A 22,279-nucleotide genomic window follows, 5' to 3' on the forward strand; every position below is an offset into this window, starting at 1 on the left:
GATTATTTAATTTTTTACGATTTACTCCAGATGCTGTATCTTATCATCAAAGCATTTCATATCATTTTTATGGTAAGTTATTTTGCCGGCATTTTTTATCTTGTAAGAATCTTTGTGTATTACAAGGATACCGATGCTTTCGGCAAAACAAAACAGGAAATTCTGCGGGAACAGTATGTGATGATGGCGCGCAGATTATGGAATATTATCATTATTCCTGCGGGGATCATCATGCTTATCAGCGGAATTACCCTTATTTTCCTGAATTTCGGATTGATGAAAACTCCTTGGTTTCATTTAAAACTTACATTTCTTATCGGATTGGCTGCCTATCATTATTGGTGTTGGAAAAAAGTACAGGAAATGGCAACACTGAATGGTAACCCTTTATCTATACCCAATATTAAGCTAAGACAATTCAACGAAATTGCCACTTTCATTCTCTTTCTGGTGGTGGGAACGGTCATTCTGAAAAGTCAGGTTTTGCAGTATTGGTGGCAATTAATCTTGGGCTTTGTCGTTCTGGTAGTGGGGATTTCTCTCACCGTAAAACTGGTTAATAAAAATAAAAAACATGACAGCAATATTTAAAAAAGAACTTTGGGGATATTTCGGAAACTGGAGCGCGTGGTTCATCATCGCAGCTTTCAGTATTACGGCGACACTTTTTCTCTTTTTTTTCGAAAACAGTTCTAATATTTTCGAAATAGGAAGTGCTTCTCTTCAGACTTATTTTGCACTGTGTCCGTGGTTGCTGATGTTCATTATTCCGGCCATTTCCATGAAATCTTTTGCAGAAGAACAGCAAACTGGAACTTTATACTGGCTTTTTTCCCAGCCTGTGAAGATTTCAGATATCGTTTTAGGAAAGTTTTTCTCTGTCTGGCTGGTTGGGATTCTCTGCATTATTCCATCGCTGGTGTATCTCTACACCGTGTATGTATTGGGTGTTCCGGCAGGAAATCTGGACATGGGAGCTACTTTGGGAAGTTATTTCGGCTTGGTGATTCTAATTGCTGCTTTTTCTGCGGTAGGAATTCTGGCTTCTTCGCTTTCGTCACACCAGATTATGGCCTATCTTCTGGGCGTTTTCATGTGTTTTATTCTGTATTTCGGGATCGAACAACTCGCGAGTTATAAACTTCTTGGCGGTGCTGATTATTTGCTTTCCAATATTGGTTTTTATCAGCATTATATCGCTTTTACCAAAGGGTTAATTGATACAAGGGATGTGTTTTATTTTCTGCTCGTGATTGCAGCGGCACTTTTTGCTGCACAGTATTTTGTTCAAAAGAAAAAATAATATTGAAATCTAAAAAATGAATAAACGGTCGATCATTTATCTTATCTTAGGATTTGTTTTGCTGGCTGGAACTGTGGGAATTTTTTCCTCACGGTTTGATCTTACGAAGGAGAAGAGATACACCCTGTCTTCTTCCTCGCTTCAGGTGCTGAAAAATGTACAGAAACCGCTGATGATAGAAGTATATCTGGACGGCGATTTCCCGGCGAATTTCAAACAGTTGCAGAATGAAACCCGGTTCATGCTGGAGGAATTCCGCAAGATCAATTCCAATATTGATTTTAAATTTATCGATCCCATCAAAACCAAAATGTCCCAGGATACCCTGATGGCGATGGGAATGCAGCCTTCTATACTTCCTGATATGAAAGACGGGCAGGTTCGGCAGATCGTTATTTTTCCTTATGTGGCTTTAAAATATCAGGAGTTCGGAAGTTCCGTTCCGCTGATTGTACAGCAAAGCGGGATAGATGCGACTGAACAGCTTAATAAATCTATAGAATATCTCGAGTATAACCTGATTTCCAATATTAAATCGATCGCTCAGGAAAATCGAAAAAACGTTGGAATTTTGATCAATCAAGATGAGCTGGGCCCAGAAGAGTTCCAGGGATTTATGCAAATGGCACTCGAAAGCTACAATGCAGGTCCCGTAGTTCCCGAACAAGGTGATGAACTGACACAAGCCGATATTCCAAAACTGAAAAAAATGGATGCTCTTGTAATTGCAAAGCCGAGGAAACCTTTCACCGACGGCGAAAAAGTTATTCTGGATCAATACATTATGAATGGAGGGAAAACACTTTGGATGATGGATGCCGTGAATGCAGAAATGGATACGCTTACGCGCAGCAAAAAAATTATGGCGTATCCGATTGATCTGAATATGAATGATTTTTTCTTCAATTATGGCGTGCGCATCAATTCTGCTTTGGTAAAAGATGTTCAGAAATTTGCTCTTCTAAGGTTAGTCACCGGTGAAGTGTCCGGAAATCCACAGTATACGAGTTTACCTTGGCCGTATTTTCCATTGGGTATTGCTGAAAACAATCATCCAGTTACCCGCAACATCAATCCGGTAAAGTTTGAATTTCCTACGGCGATTGAAATTTTGGAAAGACCCGGAATCAAAACGGAAATCCTTTATGAATCCAGTCCGCGAACGATACTGAAAACGGTTCCCAATTATGTAGATCTGAAAGAACTTTCAAAACCCGATAGCATCGGTGTAAATGAAAGAGCTTCCGACAGCAAGATTTTTGCTGTCGCATTGAATGGTGAGTTTTCTTCAGCCTATGCTAACAGAAGCGAAAGGAATGCGTATCCGGATTTTAAACCTAAAAGTACCGAAAACAGAATGATTGTTATTTCGGATGGCGACGTTGGCAGAAATAAAATCATTAAAGGAAATCCGCTTCCGCTAGGCTACGATTTGCTGACTAATCAGCAATTTGGAAATGAACAGTTCCTGCGCAATGCACTCGATTATCTTCTGGACGATGCCAATTTGATGGAGCTTAGAAACCGGAATATTGAAGCCCGATTACTGGACCGCCAGCGTATCGATAACGAAAAGACCAACTGGCAATGGTTTAACTTGCTTCTTCCGTTGGCCATTATCGGTGTTTTAGGTGCTTTGTTTTTCCTGCTTAGAAAAAGAAAATTTGCATAGAAAAACGTTTTGTGTATATTAATTTTCGCTGATTTGTGCAAAGGTGAGACAGATTAACACAAAGTTTTATGTAATTGAAGATTTTGAAATGCTAAAAAAGTTTTGCTTACTCTTGTTTCTTTGGCTATTGTGTAGTTGTGCTTCACAGCGAGAAATGGCTTTCTCATCTTTGCAGAATGGCGATCTTATCTTTGTGGAAGCGCGGCAGGAAAATCTTTCGGGAGCTATCAATCGCGTCACCCAAACTTCAGAACATGAAAATTTTGATCATATCGGAATCCTCGAAATTTCGGATGAAGGAATGTTTGTTTTGCACGCATCGCCTAAGTTGGGATCGGTGCGGCAGCCTTTTCAGGAATTTTATCGAAGTAATCTTAAAAATCAGCAAAATATGGTGGTATATCGGTTGAGAAAAGAATTCGGTAATGCAGTTCCATCTGCAATAGACAAAGCCAAAACCATGCTCGGAAAGCCTTACAACAGCACTTATGTTTTGAATGAAGAACAATATTATTGCTCAGATTTTATAGAAAGAGCGTTCCGCAGCCACGGTATTTTCGAGCACATTCCGATGAACTTTAAAAATCCCAAAACCGGTGAAATAGATGACTTCTGGAAATTACTTTATAAAAATTTTGGAATTGCGGTGCCTCAAGACGAACCGGGAACCAATCCTAATCAGTTGGCAGCTTCAGCCAATCTGAAACGTTTGGGAAAATTGAATGAAAACTTTATTTTTTCATCGGATGAAATTGAAAATCATAGAAAGCGAATGGGATTGATTAGAATTGAATGATTTTAATAGTCAGTAAATAGTTTAAGTTTTCACAAATCACTCATTGCAAATATTTCTACTAATTGAATATGCAGGCATCATCCCACTAAAAATATAACTTTAGTTCGGATGCAACGCTCTAACTTACTATTTAACAAACGAAACCACCTAAAAACAGGTGGTTTCTTACTACAACAACTATAAAGTTGTTTGTGTTTTAATTTTTTGTAATGTGTTCTTCAACTTTCTGCTGTCCTTCAGAAACTTTGCTCTGAACTTGTGATGCTACATCACTTGCTTTTTCTTTTAGGTCGTTACTCCATTTGTTAAGATTACCTTTAGCTGTATTGATCGTATCTTTTACAGCTTGTTTCTCTTCTGGTGTCGCTTTTTTATATCTCCACCATGCCAAAGCTGATAATCCTAGTAATGCGAGTAAGCCATTTCTTTTGCTTCCCATAAAAAATTGTGTTTAATTGTTAGTAATTGATTTTATTAATCAATGTAAACACTGTGCCAATTTGAGCTTTCTATTTTAATAATTTCAGAAATAAATTATATAATCTCAGATTTCTTAGTCAAATATTCTAAATTCATTTCCATCATAGCTTGCAAATACCATTGTAGGATGGCTTTCCTGATGGTGTATATTTCCCAGGTGATCTATCGCAATTGCACCGGCAAAACCATCGATTTCTTTCAGTTCAATGAAGGTTTTTTGAAATGCATGCTGAATGCTGAGTCCGTCGGTCACTCTGGTAGCAATTTTCACCGCAGTTCCATTGCTCACAATATCTTCGCCCACACCTGTACAACTTACTGCACAGTATGAATTAGCGAAATTTCCGGCCACTGTTGCGCTGTCGGAAATTCTACCGGGAAGTTCAAACCCTTTTCCGCCTGTGGAAGTTGCGGCGGCTAATCTCCCATCTTTGTCCAGAGCAACACATCCTACAGTTCCTTTACCTTCACTTTTTACCTTTGCTTCATATTCGCTTCTCCGTTGTGAAATTTCTGTAGAAAAATCTTCAAAACCATGTTGTTCGGCATATTGTTTTGCACCAGTGTCTCCCAAAACCCGATCATCTTCATTCATCAAAGCTTTGGCGACAAGTACTGGATTTTTTACATTTTGAATATTAATTACACCACTGAACTTCTGTGTGGCGCTGTCCATCAGGGAAGCACTCATGCGTATTTTGCCGTCGCGCTGTATTTGGGAACCGATGCCAGCATTAAAAAGAGGATCGTCTTCTAATAATGATACTGCAAAAACTACAGTTTCTGATGCTGAATGATTCTTCAGAAATTCAAATGATTTTTCCGCAATATTTTTTAAAGATTTTTGTTTGGCGAATTTGGTTTCGTCACTTTGGCTGCTTTCGGAAAAAAAACCACCGTGTATTATAAGTTTCATAAAATGCTATCTTAAAATCTCAGACCACCGGAATAGAATTATACTGTGAATTATTAATCTTAAGCTCTTTTGTTTTCAGATCAAATTCATCATTCATACTCATGACATGAACCACTAAATTATCAATAGAAACGGGATCTCCGAGATTTATTTTTGTAAGATTGGTATCTTTAATGAACCTTCCATCTACCAGAATTACAAGTCCGGAACCCACTGCTGTCATTACATCATTTTTGATAAAAAGGCCGGTATCTTCACCCAGACCAATGCCTAAAGTCCGCGGATTATTGACTACCGCCTGGAACAAACGCCCGATTCTTCCGCGTTGTACGAAATGAGTATCCACAATTACGTTATCAATAAAACCCAGTCCTTGTGTTGTTTTAATTTCGCCTTTCAAAAGAGCTTCACCGCTGGATCCCTGATAAATCATATTCTCCGAAGCTGCCGCTGCACCCGCGGAAGTACCTGCGTACAGAAAATCGGTTTCTTGATATTTTAACAAAATGGCATCATGAAAACGGGTTCCTCCTAAAATAGAGGTAAGGCGAAGCTGATCTCCACCCGTAAATAGAACGACATCGGCTTGGTTTGCGCGGGCTACAATCGCATCGGAATTGGCTTGTTCACGTGTTTCAATATCCAGAATATTCACATTTTTAGCACCTAAGAATTCAAATGCTTTTTTGTATTCCGGGCCTACAATCTGAGGGATTTGGGATGCTGTTGTTATGATTTCAATGGAAGAATCGTTTTTATTCTTACTTTCATTGATGATCTTTCTCAGAATTCCTCTCTCAAAAAAATTTAGATTTTTTTCTATATTTTGATCATAATCGGTTTCCGTAAAACTGCCTTTATTCACAGCACCACCGATGATCATTAATTTTCCTTCAGGTTTCATAGCTTACAAATTTATAAAAATATTTAAATCTGAAATGGGATTATCTCATTCAAATTACGACCCAACTTCATAAAGCATTGCTTATCCCGCCTTTTTCCCATACAGAGCCGTTTACAAGATTTTAAAAATAATTTACAGACCGCATTTATATTCAAGGATTTCGTTTATCTTTGATTTTGATATTTAAAAATAAACGCACTCAATTACTATGAAAATCGAAAAAATTCAGGCATTACGCGGGCCAAATATATGGAGTATTAGCAGAAAAAAACTGATTCAAATGAGGCTCAATCTGGAAGAATTAGAACAATTTCCTACGAATAAAATCGACGGTTTTCGAGAACGGATTGAAAAACTTATTCCTTCTCTCATCACACACCGCTGTTCTGAAGGATACGAAGGCGGTTTTTTTCACCGGATTGAAACAGGTACTTGGATGGGGCATGTTATTGAGCACATTGCGTTGGAAATACAGTCTTTGGCAGGAATGGAAACCGGATTTGGAAGAACCAGAGAAACCAAAACTCCCGGCGTATATAATGTAGTTTTCAATTATATTGAAGAAAATGCTGGCATTTACGCTGCAGAAGAATCCGTAAAAATTGCACAAGCTTTAATTGATAATATAGAATATGATATAGATGCCTGCATCCAGCAACTAAGAGAAATCAGAGAACGTGTTCGGCTGGGACCATCTACAGGAAGCATTGTGGAAGAAGCACAGTCGAGAAGAATTCCATGGATCCGGCTTGGAAAAAATTCTTTAGTCCAGTTGGGTTATGGAATCAATCAACAGAGATTTCAGGCTACCATCACAGGGAAAACCAGTTCTATTGCGGTAGATATTGCCTGCAACAAGGAAATAACAAAGAAAATGCTGCAAGATGCCGCCATTCCGGTTCCTGCGGGTGACTTGGTTACCGATGCTGATGGGTTGGAACGAGTGATCAGAAAAATAGGATTTCCTCTGGTGTTAAAACCGCTCGATGGCAATCACGGACGTGGCCAAACCATCAATGTTCAAGATTGGGAAACCGCAAAAGAGGGTCTGGTTTATGCGCAAACAATTTCCCATAAAGTTATTGTGGAACGGTATGTTACAGGATTTGATTACAGAGTTTTGGTAATTAATCATAAAATGGTTGCGGCAGCGCGGCGAGTTCCCGCACATATTGTTGGCGACGGTTCGGCAACCATTCAGGAACTTATCGATTTAGAAAATCAAAATCCCCGCAGAGGATATGGCCACGAAAACGCACTTACAGAAATTAACGTCGATAAAGATACTTTGGAACTGCTGGACAAATTAGAGTATTCCTTAGAAACAGTTCCGCAAAAAGGAGAAACCATTTATCTAAAATCTACTGCCAATCTTTCTACTGGTGGAACATCGATTGATGTTACGGACATGGTACATCCCGAAAACATCACCATGTGTGAAAGAATTTCTAAAATCATCGGACTGGATGTTTGTGGAATCGACATCATGGCGGAAAATCTCACCCAACCTTTGAAAGAAAGCGGAGGCGTTATTTTGGAGGTAAATGCAGCTCCTGGATTCAGAATGCATCTTGCACCCAGTGAAGGCCTTCCTAGAAATGTTGCCGGTCCGGTAGTAGATATGTTGTATCCGCCCGGAAAACCGATTACCATTCCGATTATAGCTGTAACAGGAACCAATGGTAAAACCACCACTACACGACTTATTTCCCATATTGTGAAAAATAACGGATATCGTGTAGGCTTCACCACTTCCGACGGAATTTATATTCAAAATACCATGCTGACGAAAGGTGACACTACAGGACCAATATCTGCGGAATTTATTTTAAAAGATCCGACAGTAGAGTTTGCAGTACTGGAAACCGCACGCGGTGGTATTCTTCGTTCAGGATTGGGATTCGGGCAGTGTGATATCGGCGTGCTCACCAATATTAACGAAGATCATCTCGGAATCAATGATATTCATACTTTGAAAGATTTGACTAAAGTAAAAAGGGTGGTTCTGGACAGTGTGAAAAAAAACGGCTGGTGCGTTCTGAATGCCGATGACGAATATTCCATGAGACTAATTAATGATCTGGATGCCAGAGTAGCTATTTTCAGTCTGGACGAGCAAAATCCTTTCATTAAAAAATTTGCAAAAGAGGGAAGAACGACATGTATTTTAGAAGAAGGACATATTACCATTAAAAAAGGCGACTGGAAAATCAGGATTGCAAAAGTAATCAACATTCCTATCACCATGGAGGGGAAAGCTAAATTCATGATTCAAAATGTATTAGCGGCAAGTTTAGCGACGTATCTTCATGGATTTGAAATTGAGGATATCGCCAATTCACTCAGAACTTTTATTCCCAGCGCGCAGCTCACTCCGGGCAGACTAAATATTTTCAAGTTTAAAAACTTCAAGGTTCTCATCGATTTTGCTCATAATCCTGCCGGTTACGAAGCTATTGAAGATTTTCTAAAAAACATCGAGAGTCCGAAAAAAATAGGAATTATATCCGGAGTAGGGGATCGCAGAGATTCAGATATTAAAAAATGTGGCCAAATTGCAGGCAGAATGTTTGACCATATTATTATCCGGAATGAAAAGCATTTGCGAGGCAGAACGGAAGAAGAAATAAATGGTTTAGTGATTGAGGGGATTCATTCTTCAGGAAAAAATCCGAGTTTTGAAATAATTCCTAAGGAAATTGAAGCATTAAAACACGCCATCAGCCTTGCAGAAGAAGGGACGTATATTACAGCGCTGAGTGATGTGGTGTCTAATGCAATAGAACTCGTACAAAATTATCAGACAAAGGAATTACAGGAAGATATGGAATAAACAAGAAGAAAATCCGCTTTTTAAAGGCGGATTTCCGATTTATTTCCTATCAAATTCTTTACAATCTGTAGGTTGTAATATTTGTCCGTCGGTAAATTTCACAGAATTATTTTTAAATCGCTCACCCGTTTCATCGTACTCGCCAATACCTTCAATCAGTTTTCCGTCTTTTTTCAGAAACCATATTTCTCGTGTAGATTGTGTTCCTTCCGCAGCGAAATTATAATCAATCCTGATGGTATCGCCATCGGCAATTCCTACAATATCTCCGGAAGAACTGTCCTTTTGGAAATTCTTATAATTCATTGTTCCTGTGATGGTTCCCAGATTATCACTCATTTTCAGGAACAGTGTATCTTTTCCATTGACCCTCATATAGCATTCTTCCGGAATTTCTTCGATGACAATGTCGCTTTCATTTACAGTCGCCGCTTCTTTTTTTGCTAGAATGTTATCTGTCTTATTTTTCTTTTCACAAGCGATGAACAGCCAGGAAATACACGCTAAAAAAATATATTTCTTCATTTCAAAATATTTCAAGCAAAGATACATTTTATCGTGAAATTATGGGTTTGGCTTTGTAAACATCGGATAAATAGTGAGTGAATCAGAAGATCTGGTATTCTCATATTTTAAACTGTATCAATAAATATGGGTTTTATTATTTAAATGTGAACCTATTTAATTTAACATAATATAAATTATAGGCAAACTATTTCTTAACGAAAACCGGTTATAAAAACCGGTGTTTCTATTATTTAATTCTAAACTCTAACTTCGCATTGAAAAACCGTCCTGTGAGATTTACTGGTACCGGATAAATATAATTATTGCTTACGTCGGTTACCCATTGATTGGCGACTGTATTATAAATATTAAATGCATTGAAAACCTGCACGCCCAAAGTAAGTTCTTCGAAGTTGCCCCAGAATCCCCACATTTTATTCTTTTCTTTAGGATCGATAAAAACATATGAAAGTCCGATATCTACACGTTTGTAGGAAGGCAAAGTTTTCTGAAACTGATACCGTGACATCACATCCGGTTGTCCTGCTGCATCAAACATTACCGGTGCTCCCGTAGGCAATCCCATAGCAAAAACCCCCGTTAGATTGACTCTCATTTTGGGAAATCTCGGCATATAATCCTGATAAAAAACTGCGAAACGAAAACGCTGGTCTGTTCCGCGTGGTAAATCTCCCATTCCATTGATGTTTTCAAAAGTTCGGGCATAACTTGCAGACAGCCAAGAATCTACACCAGGAACGAATTCCCCGAAAAGTCGCGCATCAACGCCATAAGCATATCCGTCTGCCATATTCTTGCCGGCATAACGAATTCTGACATTATCCATAAAATAAGGAATCATCTGATCCATTTTCTTATAATATAGTTCGGTGGTCAATTTGAAAGGCCGGTCGTACATCCAAAATTCATAATCGTTACCCAAAATAAGCTGATAGGAACGCTGCGATTTAATCTGATCATTAAAACTTCCGTCCAAATCTTTTATTTCTTTATAAAATGGCTGTTGATAATAGACACCTCCGGAAATTCTGAACAGCATATCCTGTTCCCAATCGGGTTTTATAGAAAACTGTGCTCTTGGCGAGAATATGGTTTCTTTATTATAACTCCAGTTGGCAACTCTGGCTCCAACATTCACGAATGCGCGGCTTCTTCCCCAGTAAAATTTATTGGAATACTGTAAATAAGCCGAAAGTCTCGTTGGTTGAATGTGATTGTTTCCTGCCAAATGATACTGCAATTCCAGAGCGCTGTCATCCAAAACTCCCGGAATTACTTGATCTCGTGGCACGCTGTACCCTACAGAATCTATTAGTTTCCATTCATTGGTAAAATCTCTCAGATCTTCTCTTTCATATTTCACTCCGAGTTCGATATCGGAATTAATATTCGGTTTGAAACGTGTTCTAAACTGCGCTCCGTAGGTTTTAATTAAAAGATCATTACGTGCATGTTCTATCTGTCCGCCAATATCGTAGGAAGTTGCAGGTTCATTGGTAATGGGATCAAAAGCTTCCAGAATATAGCCGGAAGCGATGCTGTAATATTCCCTCTCGCGGTTTTGATACGCAAAATTATCAAGTGAAAACCTCCATTTATCATTGGGTTTATAGTTAAGGGAAAAAGTTCCCATCATGTTTTTATAACGATCGTCTTCTTTCCCGCTATAAAACATGCGAATCCGGATGGGCTGATTGACCGTTCCAAATTCTACTTCCTTATCCCGTGGAATCATTTCAAAATCATTCTGAGAATAATATCCCATAAACGACATTGAAAATTTCGGACTGACATGATAATTGATAAACGACTGAAAATCCATGTATACCGGATTAAAATCGGTATTCTCATTCAGCGTTTTCAATATGAGGTTGGTATTTCTATATCTTCCCGAAACCAGTGCGGTCAGTTTTTTATTGTCAGTAGCAAAACCTGTGGTAAGCCTCCCTCCTATCAAACTTGCTTCCCCCGAAACTTCAAATTTCTCAGGTTCACGGTAATAAATATTGAGTGCAGACGACATTTTATCACCATATTTTGCTTCAAATCCACCTGCAGAAAAGTTCACAATAGAAACCATATCAGGATTAATGATGCTCATTCCTTCCTGCATCGAGTTTCGGATCAGGAAAGGCCTGTAAATTTCAATATCATTAATGTAAATCAGGTTTTCATCGTAATTGCCGCCCCGAACCATGTACTGAGAGGAAAGTTCGGTATTGGAATTTACGGACGGCAAAGTTTTAATCAATCCTTCAATTCCTCCGGAAATAGATGCGATTTGTGCTGCTTCGCCGGCTTTGATGCTGACATTGGTCTGATCATTCGATCTGCTGGACTGTCGCTGGAAAACCACTTCCTCAATCTGTTGGGTGCGAAGCGTATCTCTTCCCTGCGACAACATTAGCAAAGGGAACAGTGATGCGGCTAAAAAGAGCTGTTTTTTCAATGTGAAGTTTTTAAAAACTAAATGTAAAAAATTTAAACTAAACTACAGAATCGCTTCCCGAATTCGTGTAAGCTTCTGCAGCAAACTTTCCAGTTGATCCAGTTTCAGCATATTGGCACCGTCCGACAATGCACAAGCAGGATCTTCGTGTGTTTCTATGAAAAGGCCGTCTGCTCCAACAGCAATTCCGGCTTTTGCAATGGTTTCAATAAGATCGGGCCGGCCTCCGGTAACACCCGAACTTTGATTAGGCTGTTGCAATGAATGGGTGACATCCAGAATCACCGGTGCAAACTGCTGCATGGTTGGAATTCCCCGGAAATCCACAATCAAATCGGTGTAGCCGAAAGAATTTCCGCGCTCAATAATGGCAGTTTTTTCATTTCCTGAATCTTTCACTTTTTCTACTGCAAATTTCATGGATTCCGGTGAAAGAAACTGTCCTTTTTTCAAGGTGACACATTTCCCAGTTTTCGCTGCGGCGACGAGCAAATCTGTTTGTCTCACCAGAAATGCAGGAATCTGAAGTACATCTACAAACTGGGCTGCCAGAGCTGCGTGTTCATTTTCATGAATATCAGTGGTGGTGGGAATGTTGAAAGTATCGCCTACTTTTTTCAGAATTTCCAGAGATTTCTCTTCGCCGATGGTGGTGAAGGAATCTACCCTGCTGCGGTTGGCTTTTTTAAAACTTCCCTTAAAGATAAAAGGAATCTGAAGCCGGTCTGTCATATTCAGGACTTTTTCGGCTATTCTAAGCGCCATATCTTCGCCCTCGATAATGCAGGGACCAGCGATCAGGAAAAAGTTTCGGGAGTTTTGATGATGAATGTTATTGAGATGTTGTATCATAAACAGTGAAAATTGGAATGTAATGAATCGCTGAACGTTATCGTTTTTTAATTATCTTTTCAAATGTATTAATATTTCTTGAAGTAAACTGCTCCTTCAGGCTCTTTCTTCCCAGAATTTTTCCGAATTCTGAGCCCAAAGTATTGCCTTTCGAAATCTGCCAATAAAAGGTTTGCGCGGTGATTTTCCCTTTTTCATTTTCTGCCTTTGCCGCTTTTTCAAATTCCGCTGCCAGTATATTCTCAACACCATCATTACCGATGAAAGCATACGTATGAAAGTTTTCGTCTTTAGGAAAAGGATTGCATTTCAATATTTCTTCAATCTCTTTTTCCGATTTGATAAACAGAAATGCATCGTAATTAAAATGTGCTGACATGGCTTTTTGCAGCGTTTCTTTTAGCACAGCCACTTCTTCTTCCGAAGAAAATATAATATTGCCCGATGCTAATACTGAAGTCACTTTTTGCACCCCAACATTTGCGAAAACTGCACATACATCAGCCATTTTCATGGTCGTTCCTTTTACGTTTACCCCTCTCAGAAATGCACAATATCTCATTTTGACATCAGTTCGAAAACAAAAAGCGGGAAATGAAGCCCGCTAATATTTATTGAGCAACCCTCATGATTGCTTTGGTAATCTGATCCTCTTTTTCTTTTGCAAAAGTAGAATCATACGGTGTCATAATATCAAAAAGATAGCTGTAGAAAGGCGTTATCCGCTGCACCTTATCGGTTTCCCTGAACGCTTTTTCCTTGCCCATTTGTTCCAGATTTTTTACAAAATCATTAAAGCGCTTGTCCACCGGTTCCAGAGATTTTACAAGATAATTATACGCTTTGTCTTTCTGTCCCGATTTTTCATAAGCATCGGTTACGGCAGCCACTACCAGCGAATATTCCATTGTTTTGGTACGCATCTGGCGGCTTACGAAACGCTGTTGTTCCGAAGGAAGTGCAGAATAATAATCAAATTCCCCGAAAATTTCTTTCTTTAATTGATCCGCCAAATCAAGGCCTTTCTTTTCTTCGCCTGCAACGATATAGGCATAAGCAATGGACGCCAGCGAACGCGCATCATTGTATTTGGAAACCGGAATTTCTTTGGAAGCCAAATCCAGAATTTCGAGTGCTTTTTGTTTCTGTCCGGATAAAGATAAAGCTTCGGCCGCTCTGCCCACAGAATTCCTGTAGCTGATAATATTGGAGGTGGAGGTTTCATCAAAATGAACATCCGTATTTTTAAAATTGCCCCAACGGAAATTTTTAACCGTTTGGTACAGCGATTCCGCATCCACTCTTCCGATTTCGCCATCTTTCCTTACTGGAGTTTTGATGGGAACCAAACGATAAGTGAACCCATCAAACTGAAGATAATCGTCCAGATAAAACACATTTTCGCTGTCGTAAATACCGCCGTTAGAAAAATTCATGGTTCTTTTCCAATCGAAATGCGCTAGCATATCCAACAGAATCAGGTTGTTTTTAAACATGGTGCTTCTCTGATAATTTATCGTGATATGATCCACCATATTGGGTAAATCTGAAGCTTTTACGGCGCCCGATTTGATGGCATTTTCTTTATTAACAGGAATGATCAGTTTAGAAACAGGAATGAAATTAAACCTCTCATAACGGCTGTCTCCAAACAACATTTTCAAAACTTCATCCTTTTCAGGACTTTTGGTTTTAATAAAATTAATGGCTTCTTTTACGGTCATGGAATCCTGAGCGATGTATTTTTTAAAAGGTTCAAAAATACTTTCCGGAGCTCCCTGCTGAATTTGCCCTTTGATAAAACGATCCAGACTTTCTGCATCCATCACCACAATCTGATCATTGGTGCCATCGCGGTACTCTTCATGAGTTAAAGCACCCGGAACCGGCATGGCTTCGTAGGTACGCCGTTTTACCTGATCGATATTCCACGGTGTGGAAAGCAGCGTGAAATTCACCACTTTCACATCACTGCGGAACCCTTCTGTCTCCTGAATTCCCCAAACCGGATAGGTATCGTTATCACCATAAACAAAGAGAATATTATTTTCCGGCAACGATTTCAAAACCGAATAAGCATAATCATAGGCAGCATATCTTTGGCTTCTGTCGTGCGGTGTATAGTTTTGGAAACCCATCATAAAAGGAATTCCCAAGAGTAACATTCCGGCAATAATATTGACGGCGTTCGACTTTATTTTAGACTGCAAATACCACAATATCGCCGCAGCACCCAACCCTATCCAAATCGCAAATGCATAGAAAGAGCCTACCATGGCATAATCTCTTTCACGTGGCTCAAAAGGTTTTACGCCAGTATAAAAAATAATTCCCACACTGGTCAGAATAAAGAGGGAAAGTATGGCATAGAACCGTCCGAAATCTCTGTTTAACTGAAAGAAGAATCCTATTAACCCCAAAATGAGCGGCAAGAAGAAAAACTTTACGGTACTTGCATTTTTAAACTTTGCCGGCATATCCGCCTGTGAACCCAAACGTGCATCATCAATAAAAGAAAATCCGGAAATCCAGTTTCCGTGGGTATTTTCCATGTTTCCTTCCAGATCATTCTGGCGGCCTGCGAAATTCCACATCAGGTAGCGCAGGAAATAATATCCGTTTTGGAAGGTAAAAAAATAATCCAGATTTTGAGCCAGCGAAGGCTTCTGCACCCGAAGAAGATCATAAGGCCGGACATCGAGATAATCATCCACCCGAATGGTTCCTTCCTCATATTTGTTCCGAAGTTCATCAAAAATCTTCATCGCTTCGGGATTGTCTGCAATGTCAGGATTGCTGTAATTGAAGGAAAAATCCGGTGCTCCGTACATGGAAATATAATTGGACATTACATTTCTGTCCTCATTGAACATTCTCGGCAAGAAACCTACATGTTCATCCGCATACACATAATTGGTACGCTCTCCTACTTTTCTATACGTGCCGGTTTTCTCATCTTTTTCGTATATATCTCCCTGCTTGGTCGTTTTAAAACTACCATCTGCATTTTTCTGAATTCCGTTGGCATCCAGATAGGCGGTGTAATTGTGCCCGTAAATGGTAGGCCAGTCGCCATACTGTTCGCGGTTGTAATAATCCAGCATTCCGATGGCATTATCAGGATTATTAAGATTCATGGGCGGATTGGCTGTGGCACGAATCGGAATTACCATCCAGCAGGAAAAACCAATCATCATGTACACCACCGAAAGCATGATGGTCTGATAGATTCTTTTTCCTGATTTTCTGGCGTACTGAATTCCAAAATAACAAAGTGCAATCATCAACAGAAATGCGATAATAGTTCCCGAATGGAAAGGAAGCCCGATTCCGTTCACGAAAAAGATTTCCATTTTCCCGAATATTGTCATGATTACAGGGAAAATTCCTTTGAAAACAATGGCCAGAATAACCAGCGTTATGGCATTGGCCCAGAAGAAATTCTTCCATGTAAACTGATAGTTTCTTGCGTAGTAAATAAAGCACACTGCGGGAATCGCCAGCATCGCCATCATATGAACACCCACAGAAAGGCCGATAGTGAAGAAAATCAAAATAATCCAGCGTTCGTTGTCGGGCTGGTTATATTCGTTTTCCCATTTGGTAATAAGCCAGACAATAAGTGCAATGAACATAGATGCCATGGAATATACCTCGCCTTCCACCGCCGAATACCAAAACGTATCTGAAAAAGTAAACGCCAGCGCACCTACAGCACCTGCAAAAAGAATGGAGATTTCCTGATGGGTGTTAATTTCTTCAAATTCCTTGTTCAGCAATCTTCTTACAAGATGGGTAATGGTCCAGAAAAGGAAAAGAATAGTAAAAGCACTGAAAAGTGCCGACATGGCATTGATGACCAGTGAATATTTCGTGACATCACCCAAAGCAAAGAAAGCGGCCACAGCACCTACCAACTGGAAAAGTGCGGCACCCGGAGCGTGGGTTACTTCCAGCTTCACGGCAGATGAAATATATTCTCCAGTATCCCAGAAACTGAAATTGGGTTCTATGGTCATCAAATAGGTAATGAAAGCCATTGCAAAAATCACCCATCCTAAAACAGTGTTCCATTTTTTAAAAGTCCAGTTCTTCATAATAAGTTTCAATGTTGCGAAAATAAGGTTTTTCCTTGATTCAGACCGGTTAAAAATACCAATTAGCATTATTATTGTTGAATTAATTCATCGGTTAATGGATTAAAGGCTGATTTGCTGATTTGCTTTTTGTGGTGGTTAAGTGATTAATTGTTTAGGAGGCGAATTTGCTGATTTGCGAATTTGCTTTTTGTTGTGATTAAGTGATTAATCGTTTAGAGGGATAGTTGGTTAGTCGGCTCGGGTGCCTGAAAATCAGTAAATTGTAAATTGTGAATGGTGAATGGTGAAGCTTGGTTGGTCATTCGGGTGGCTGAGGCTCTCGAAGCCAGCGCGGATTTTAGTTCTCACAGATTTCGCAGATTCTCACAGATTTAAAACAGGCAAAGATTTAAAACAGGCAAAGAGTTGAAGCGGGTTATTGTTTTGAGAAGGTTAATTGATTAATCGGTTAGTTGTTTAGGGAGCGAATTTGCTGATTTGCTCTTCTAAGGTAAAAGTTAAAATGTAAAAGGCAAAAGGCAAAGGGGAAAAGACTTGACTGGTGAATGGTGAATGGTGATGGTTGCCTTGGTCGGCTCGGGTGGCTGAGGCTCTCGAAGCCAGCGCGGATTTTAGTTCTCACAGATTTCGCAGATTCTCACAGATTTAAGACAGGCAAAGATTTAAAACAGGCAAAGAGTTGAAGCTGGTTAATTGTTTTGAGAAGGTTAAATTGATTTGTCGGTTAGTTGTTTAGGGGGCGAATTTTGCTGATTTGCTGATTCGCTTTCTGGGGTTAGTCGGCACGGGAGGCTGAGCGGAGCCGAAGCCATGCTATCGGCGATCCGCAAGCGGATTCTTTACGCAAATCGCAGATTCATCGATTCCATTAAAAACAATAAATAAATTCTGAGATAAAAAGCTCTTGGGTCGGTTGCTTTCTTCAGAGCATTTGGTGGTTAAATGGTTGTGCAAATCCTTTTCCTAGCTCCCATAAAACCCCTGAAACAGGGACTTTGCATCCCCAAAATTCTTTACCTCCATACTTCACCCGTACATACCCCGTACATACCCCGTATATACCCCGTAGTTACCTTATGACCCACCCGAGTGACCCGTCCTTGACACCTAAACCAAGTCTAATTCCCTGAAAACATTCAACGATAATTTATGCTGCCAACCTTAGTATTTAGGTTGTGTTGTGTCCTGGACTCAGCGTGTCTTAGTGTTTTGCCGAAGAAGCTGAATAAGTTCATTATTTTTATCAAATATTATCCAGATCACCTCTTTTCCGTGATGATGTCCCAATGCAAACTGAAAATATTTGTCAGAAAAATTCATAAAAAGATGCGTATTTTGTATGTGTTAGAATTTCTTAATATTACTCAGGTATTTCTGGTATTCATTCCCTTTTCCCGATCAAAAGTAGGTATAATTATTTAAAAAACAAGGAATTGCATTTATTTATTAATTTTAACACTTATTGTTGCTTATTTAAAATATATGCGTACATTTGGGTGTTATAGCCAATGCTAACAGACACCGTGACAAATAGAAAATTAAATTTAAAAGACGGACTTTTTTGGACAATTGCAATATTGGTCATTTTGACAAATATGTTATTCTCATTGGCTTCTGTTTTTGAAATATATCAAATCTCATTTACCGACATAGAGAAAGAGTATCATTGGGGAGCTGAACCATTTCCGTGGTATTATGAAAACAAAATGACCTATTTGACCTACACAGGTTCTTGGACAATTTTATTCTTGACGACCTTGTTTTTTCAAGTTTACTTTGCCCTTAAAGATAATAAAACGAAAGAACTTTATAGCGGACTTCTATTCATTTTATTATTTGCAACAATGTTAATCGTAAACGGACCAATTGACTGACAATGTTTAACGTCTTTATCATATTATTGTTCATCTCGCCATTTCTTCTACTTGCGACATATCTAATGACTGCAAAAAGTAAATCGTTTTAGAAAATATTTACAGGACATACAATTACATTTATTATTTATATGACTTTTGTAATTAACTATTCAAAGTTACTGACAGGACACGATGAATATGGGCTTGGACAACTTGGGCTTGGAGTATTATTTATCATTGGACACATAATAATTGGCTTTGCCCACGGACTTTTTATAACGCTTAAAAGACGACAAACACAATGACAACAGAGAGAAGCACTGGCTATAACACGGGTTTTGCGTCAGGCGGGGTGATCCCGTTTCGTTCCTCACGGGACAAGCTGTGCAAACTTGGAACTTTGTGCTTCTATTCAAGTTCAGTGCAGGTTGACAGTTTTGTGCTCCGAATTGAAAATCAGCGAAGCTAAACCCGCCCGAACGCAAAGCCCGAAAACGTTATCTGCAATGATGAATAAAACAGCAGTTCATAAATGAGTCTAAAAAAATTGATAACTAAGGAAATCGAAACTAAATTTCCTAAAGTTTATAAATCTAAAAACGATAAAATATCAAATTTTTACATTTGGTTTTACAGTAAAAATTTCTGGTCTATATTACTTATTTATAATGCTCTAATTTTAATTATTGCATTATATTCTAAATATATTGATTTTGAGTTTCTAAAAATTTTAGATATAAAATTTGAAGATACTGTAAAAACATTTACAACAGGTATAATCACATTGGTTTCAATGAATCTTTTTGTAACCAATTTATTGCTAACTCATTTAAAGGATGAAAGGGATGATATCCAATCAATTATTGATAGAAAAGTAAATTTTAAATTCATAACCTACTTAGGCTTCACATTAATAATTTGTGTTTTATGTCTATATTTTTTCAGCCCTAGTATTACTAATGTAAACGTAAAAAGTAATATTTTGATTTTCATTTTTAGTTCGTTTGTCTGCTATATTCTTTTACTTATTATTCTTTATAATACTGTTTTTAATTTTATACATAAAACAAAAAGAACAGAAATAGTAAAATCAGAACTTAATCTTGAATTTTATAAGGCTTTTTACATTGACTATTTTAAAAGAAGGTTCAAAGAAGAATATATAAATTTAATGGAAGATAAGTTAAATTTTCAACTTTATCCAATTTGGCAAGAAGTTGAAGGAATTAATCACTACACCCATAAAAGTTCAAAAAATATTTATTTAAAAGACATTAGTGTTAATGCTGTTACAAAATTATCTAAAGAAATTAATAATACTAAAAAGTATTATCATGTATTAGAATTAGGAAAGCAGTATCAGAAAGATACTGAAATAAAATTATTCTCCTTCTCTAAAAAGAAGAATTTCAAATACAATAAAATTTATTCTTTTTCTAAAAAAGCACCTCTGCAATCCGAATATAGTCAAGAATACCTAGATAAGCTCCTAAAAAAAATAAATGATAATACATTAAGTAATAAATATTACGAGTTGTCCACAAATTTGAAAAATCTAGAAGATATTTACGAAGAATATATAGAATTAGAAAATGAGATTTAATTTACATAAAAATTATGATACTATTCCGTTCAATTATGTGAACGAAATTTTTAGTACTGTATCACGAGATATTATAGTTGCTTCGGAAAAAGACTTTTTAGAATCTTTTAATAAATTGTTAGATTTTTCAATCTACAACTTAAAAAGTAAATCTTTTAATAGGTCAGTGAATGCTTTTTCAAAATCAGTAACTACATTCATTTATATATTTCCCAATCTTTCACCAAATTATAAAAAAATATTTGTAGAGAGAGTATTTGATTCTTTAGTTACAAATATTTGCCTAAGCAATGATTATAAAAATATTGATAAACAATACATTGAATTATCATATTTACCTCTAATAAACATTTTTAAATTAATCCTGCAAGATGATGATTATGAATTGTTTAATATTGCCATAAATAAATTTAAAGACACTGTTTTTAGGATAGAAAACAAAGAAGATAGAGGGAATTTATTTTTTTATTTTATTACCACACTATTAGGTTGGATTTACTTTCTGAAGAATACCAAATCAATAACTTATGAAAAGTATGATATCAATTATTTAGAGCAAAATTTAGAAAATATATCTTATGATTTTAATTTCACTTTTTTAAATCATTTTTTTGAACTGTTTGATAAAATTGAAAATGAAGGTTTATGGGCTGTTTCAGAATGGGAAATTAAAGAACCTCCAATGAATCGAGCTTATGCTGCATTATCACCCCATAATTGGCTTCCATATAGTTTAGCAATTATATTGTTGAAATTTGAACATCTTATCAACTTAAATGATGATCTTAGTGAAATAAAATTAAGTCAAAGATTTAAATTTATTTATGATGATATAAAGAAAATACTTGATAATGTAACAGTTGAAAATGAAGAGTATAAAAATTTCATTTTTAACAATATTTCAAATCAAGACTTAAATACAGAACTCAGTTTCAAGAAAGAAAAAATACTAAATGTATTTTCATTTCTAAAAAAAGAAATTGAAATTGATTACTATAAAAAAATAAAAGAAATTCCTCTGTCAAAAGAAAAAATTGATGAATTTAGAGCCAATGTTGGAAAACTTTGGGAAGAAAATACACTAATCTTAAATATACTAAAAAATTTAGGAAATATTGATTATGTTCCTAATATTGAAGAAGTAAATGGATACGGATTCTTTCAACGTCTTTTAAAAATGAAGTTTGCCTTTATTGATGGAGAGTTATATCAGAATATTTTTGGCTTAAGCGATTTTGGTTCTCATTTAGCGAGAAGTATAGATAATAGATTTTTCAATAGTTTAAAAAATGATAAAATAGTTTCAACTGATAATATTAAGGAAACGGTTCAGAATTTCATAAATAAAACAGATAATAAAAGTAATATTGTAATCTTTGCGAATTGGAGTAATGCTGATAAACTAGAAAACATAACTTATGAGCATAATAGCAAAAACTCTATTTTCAATAAAAAATTTGAAGGAATTCCGATAGTACACCAATTTTCAAAGTATAAAGATTCTATCATTGTTATAGATTTTACTCTCATAAAGGCTATTGTTTATACTAGCGATAATCCAAATTGGTACAAGAATCAACTTTTAGTTGAAATAACTGAATCTCAAAAAGATGATATAACTGACAACGTAATCAAGGAATGGAACGAAAAAGATGGTTATGAATATAACGAAAAAGAAGTAGATGTTTTAGAAAGTAATAACGTAAATGCAAAAATTCTACTGAAATATGAGTTTATAATTCCAGATGAAAGTAGATATATAATAATAAAATAATCACTGCAGGTAATAATTAAGCTTTCGTTGGGCTTGAAAAGCCAACAATGAAAGCCCGTTGAACGGAAGCTTCGGGAGCTTTTTTGGCAGTTTATGGAGTTATCGTTTTTAGAATTTAGATACACAAAGCAGTTTTTTTAGAAGTACTGCTTTTTTTGTGGGCAGAAGTGGCACTTTGTAGGGTTTAAATGCTGTGATTTTTCGTTTCAGCAT

General features: G+C 37.2%; 16 protein-coding genes. 8 read left to right on the forward strand and 8 right to left on the reverse strand.

The genetic code is table 11. From position 1 onward, the window contains the following. The first annotated feature begins 30 nt into the window (after window positions 1-30). The 4 genes from DQ356_RS10530 (at window position 31) to DQ356_RS10545 (ending at window position 3,771) form a co-directional block, all read left to right on the forward strand. The gene (locus tag DQ356_RS10530) at window positions 31-591 is read left to right on the forward strand and encodes a CopD family protein (protein ID WP_114304451.1); all 561 of its coding nucleotides are present in this window, start codon (window positions 31-33) and stop codon (window positions 589-591) included. Further along, window positions 575-1,303, forward strand: coding sequence for an ABC transporter permease (locus DQ356_RS10535; RefSeq protein ID WP_114304452.1), 729 nt, complete (start codon window positions 575-577; stop codon window positions 1,301-1,303). Before DQ356_RS10530 ends, DQ356_RS10535 begins: the two co-directional genes overlap by 17 nt. 16 nt (window positions 1,304-1,319) lie before the next feature. Further along, window positions 1,320-2,975 carry a gliding motility-associated ABC transporter substrate-binding protein GldG gene (gldG, locus tag DQ356_RS10540; protein WP_114304453.1) on the forward strand — a complete coding sequence of 552 codons (1,656 nt, stop codon included), beginning with the start codon at window positions 1,320-1,322 and terminating at the stop codon, window positions 2,973-2,975. Window positions 2,976-3,129: 154 nt separating this feature from the next. Further along, complete coding sequence (locus DQ356_RS10545) at window positions 3,130-3,771, forward strand: YiiX/YebB-like N1pC/P60 family cysteine hydrolase (protein ID WP_228420713.1); 642 nt, start codon at window positions 3,130-3,132, stop codon at window positions 3,769-3,771. Between the two features lie 196 nt (window positions 3,772-3,967). Here the strand turns inward: DQ356_RS10545 and DQ356_RS10550 are convergent, their stop codons facing one another. From DQ356_RS10550 to DQ356_RS10560, 3 genes are all read right to left on the reverse strand, one after another. Further along, on the reverse strand, window positions 3,968-4,210 hold the full coding sequence (locus DQ356_RS10550; RefSeq protein WP_114304454.1) for a YtxH domain-containing protein: 243 nt from the start codon (window positions 4,208-4,210) through the stop codon (window positions 3,968-3,970). A gap of 114 nt (window positions 4,211-4,324) precedes the next feature. After that, the gene (locus tag DQ356_RS10555) at window positions 4,325-5,167 is read right to left on the reverse strand and encodes an isoaspartyl peptidase/L-asparaginase (RefSeq protein WP_114304455.1); all 843 of its coding nucleotides are present in this window, start codon (window positions 5,165-5,167) and stop codon (window positions 4,325-4,327) included. Between the two features lie 19 nt (window positions 5,168-5,186). Continuing rightward, on the reverse strand, window positions 5,187-6,071 hold the full coding sequence (locus tag DQ356_RS10560) for a cyanophycinase (protein WP_114304456.1): 885 nt from the start codon (window positions 6,069-6,071) through the stop codon (window positions 5,187-5,189). 208 nt (window positions 6,072-6,279) lie between these two features. On the opposite strand from DQ356_RS10560, the gene cphA reads away from it, so the two are divergent. Next, complete coding sequence (gene cphA, locus DQ356_RS10565; RefSeq protein ID WP_114304457.1) at window positions 6,280-8,904, forward strand: cyanophycin synthetase; 2,625 nt, start codon at window positions 6,280-6,282, stop codon at window positions 8,902-8,904. A gap of 39 nt (window positions 8,905-8,943) precedes the next feature. On the opposite strand, the gene DQ356_RS10570 is transcribed toward cphA, so the two are convergent. The 5 genes from DQ356_RS10570 to DQ356_RS10590 form a co-directional block, all read right to left on the reverse strand. Next, window positions 8,944-9,429 carry a hypothetical protein gene (locus tag DQ356_RS10570; RefSeq protein WP_114304458.1) on the reverse strand — a complete coding sequence of 162 codons (486 nt, stop codon included), beginning with the start codon at window positions 9,427-9,429 and terminating at the stop codon, window positions 8,944-8,946. A 229-nt stretch (window positions 9,430-9,658) separates the two neighbouring features. Continuing rightward, complete coding sequence (locus tag DQ356_RS10575) at window positions 9,659-11,836, reverse strand: TonB-dependent receptor plug domain-containing protein (protein WP_114304459.1); 2,178 nt, start codon at window positions 11,834-11,836, stop codon at window positions 9,659-9,661. Between the two features lie 87 nt (window positions 11,837-11,923). Then, window positions 11,924-12,733, reverse strand: a complete 810-nt coding sequence (gene kdsA / locus DQ356_RS10580) for a 3-deoxy-8-phosphooctulonate synthase (RefSeq protein WP_114304460.1) — start codon at window positions 12,731-12,733, stop codon at window positions 11,924-11,926. A 37-nt stretch (window positions 12,734-12,770) separates the two neighbouring features. Further along, window positions 12,771-13,295 carry a DUF1697 domain-containing protein gene (locus tag DQ356_RS10585; protein ID WP_114304461.1) on the reverse strand — a complete coding sequence of 175 codons (525 nt, stop codon included), beginning with the start codon at window positions 13,293-13,295 and terminating at the stop codon, window positions 12,771-12,773. Between the two features lie 49 nt (window positions 13,296-13,344). Further along, on the reverse strand, window positions 13,345-16,830 hold the full coding sequence (locus tag DQ356_RS10590) for a glycosyltransferase family 117 protein (RefSeq protein ID WP_114304462.1): 3,486 nt from the start codon (window positions 16,828-16,830) through the stop codon (window positions 13,345-13,347). Between the two features lie 1,526 nt (window positions 16,831-18,356). Between DQ356_RS10590 and DQ356_RS10595 the strand changes: the two genes are divergently transcribed. From DQ356_RS10595 to DQ356_RS10605, 3 genes are all read left to right on the forward strand, one after another. Continuing rightward, window positions 18,357-18,707 carry a hypothetical protein gene (locus DQ356_RS10595; RefSeq protein WP_126723286.1) on the forward strand — a complete coding sequence of 117 codons (351 nt, stop codon included), beginning with the start codon at window positions 18,357-18,359 and terminating at the stop codon, window positions 18,705-18,707. A gap of 514 nt (window positions 18,708-19,221) precedes the next feature. After that, window positions 19,222-20,292 carry an alkaline phosphatase family protein gene (locus DQ356_RS10600; RefSeq protein WP_114304464.1) on the forward strand — a complete coding sequence of 357 codons (1,071 nt, stop codon included), beginning with the start codon at window positions 19,222-19,224 and terminating at the stop codon, window positions 20,290-20,292. Further along, the gene (locus DQ356_RS10605) at window positions 20,282-22,066 is read left to right on the forward strand and encodes a hypothetical protein (RefSeq protein ID WP_114304465.1); all 1,785 of its coding nucleotides are present in this window, start codon (window positions 20,282-20,284) and stop codon (window positions 22,064-22,066) included. The genes DQ356_RS10600 and DQ356_RS10605 overlap by 11 nt, the downstream gene beginning before the upstream one ends. Window positions 22,067-22,279 lie beyond the last annotated feature (213 nt).

It is taken from the genome of Chryseobacterium lacus (assembly GCF_003336205.1).
In the GTDB taxonomy this organism is placed as follows: Bacteria; Bacteroidota; Bacteroidia; order Flavobacteriales; family Weeksellaceae; genus Chryseobacterium_A; species Chryseobacterium_A lacus.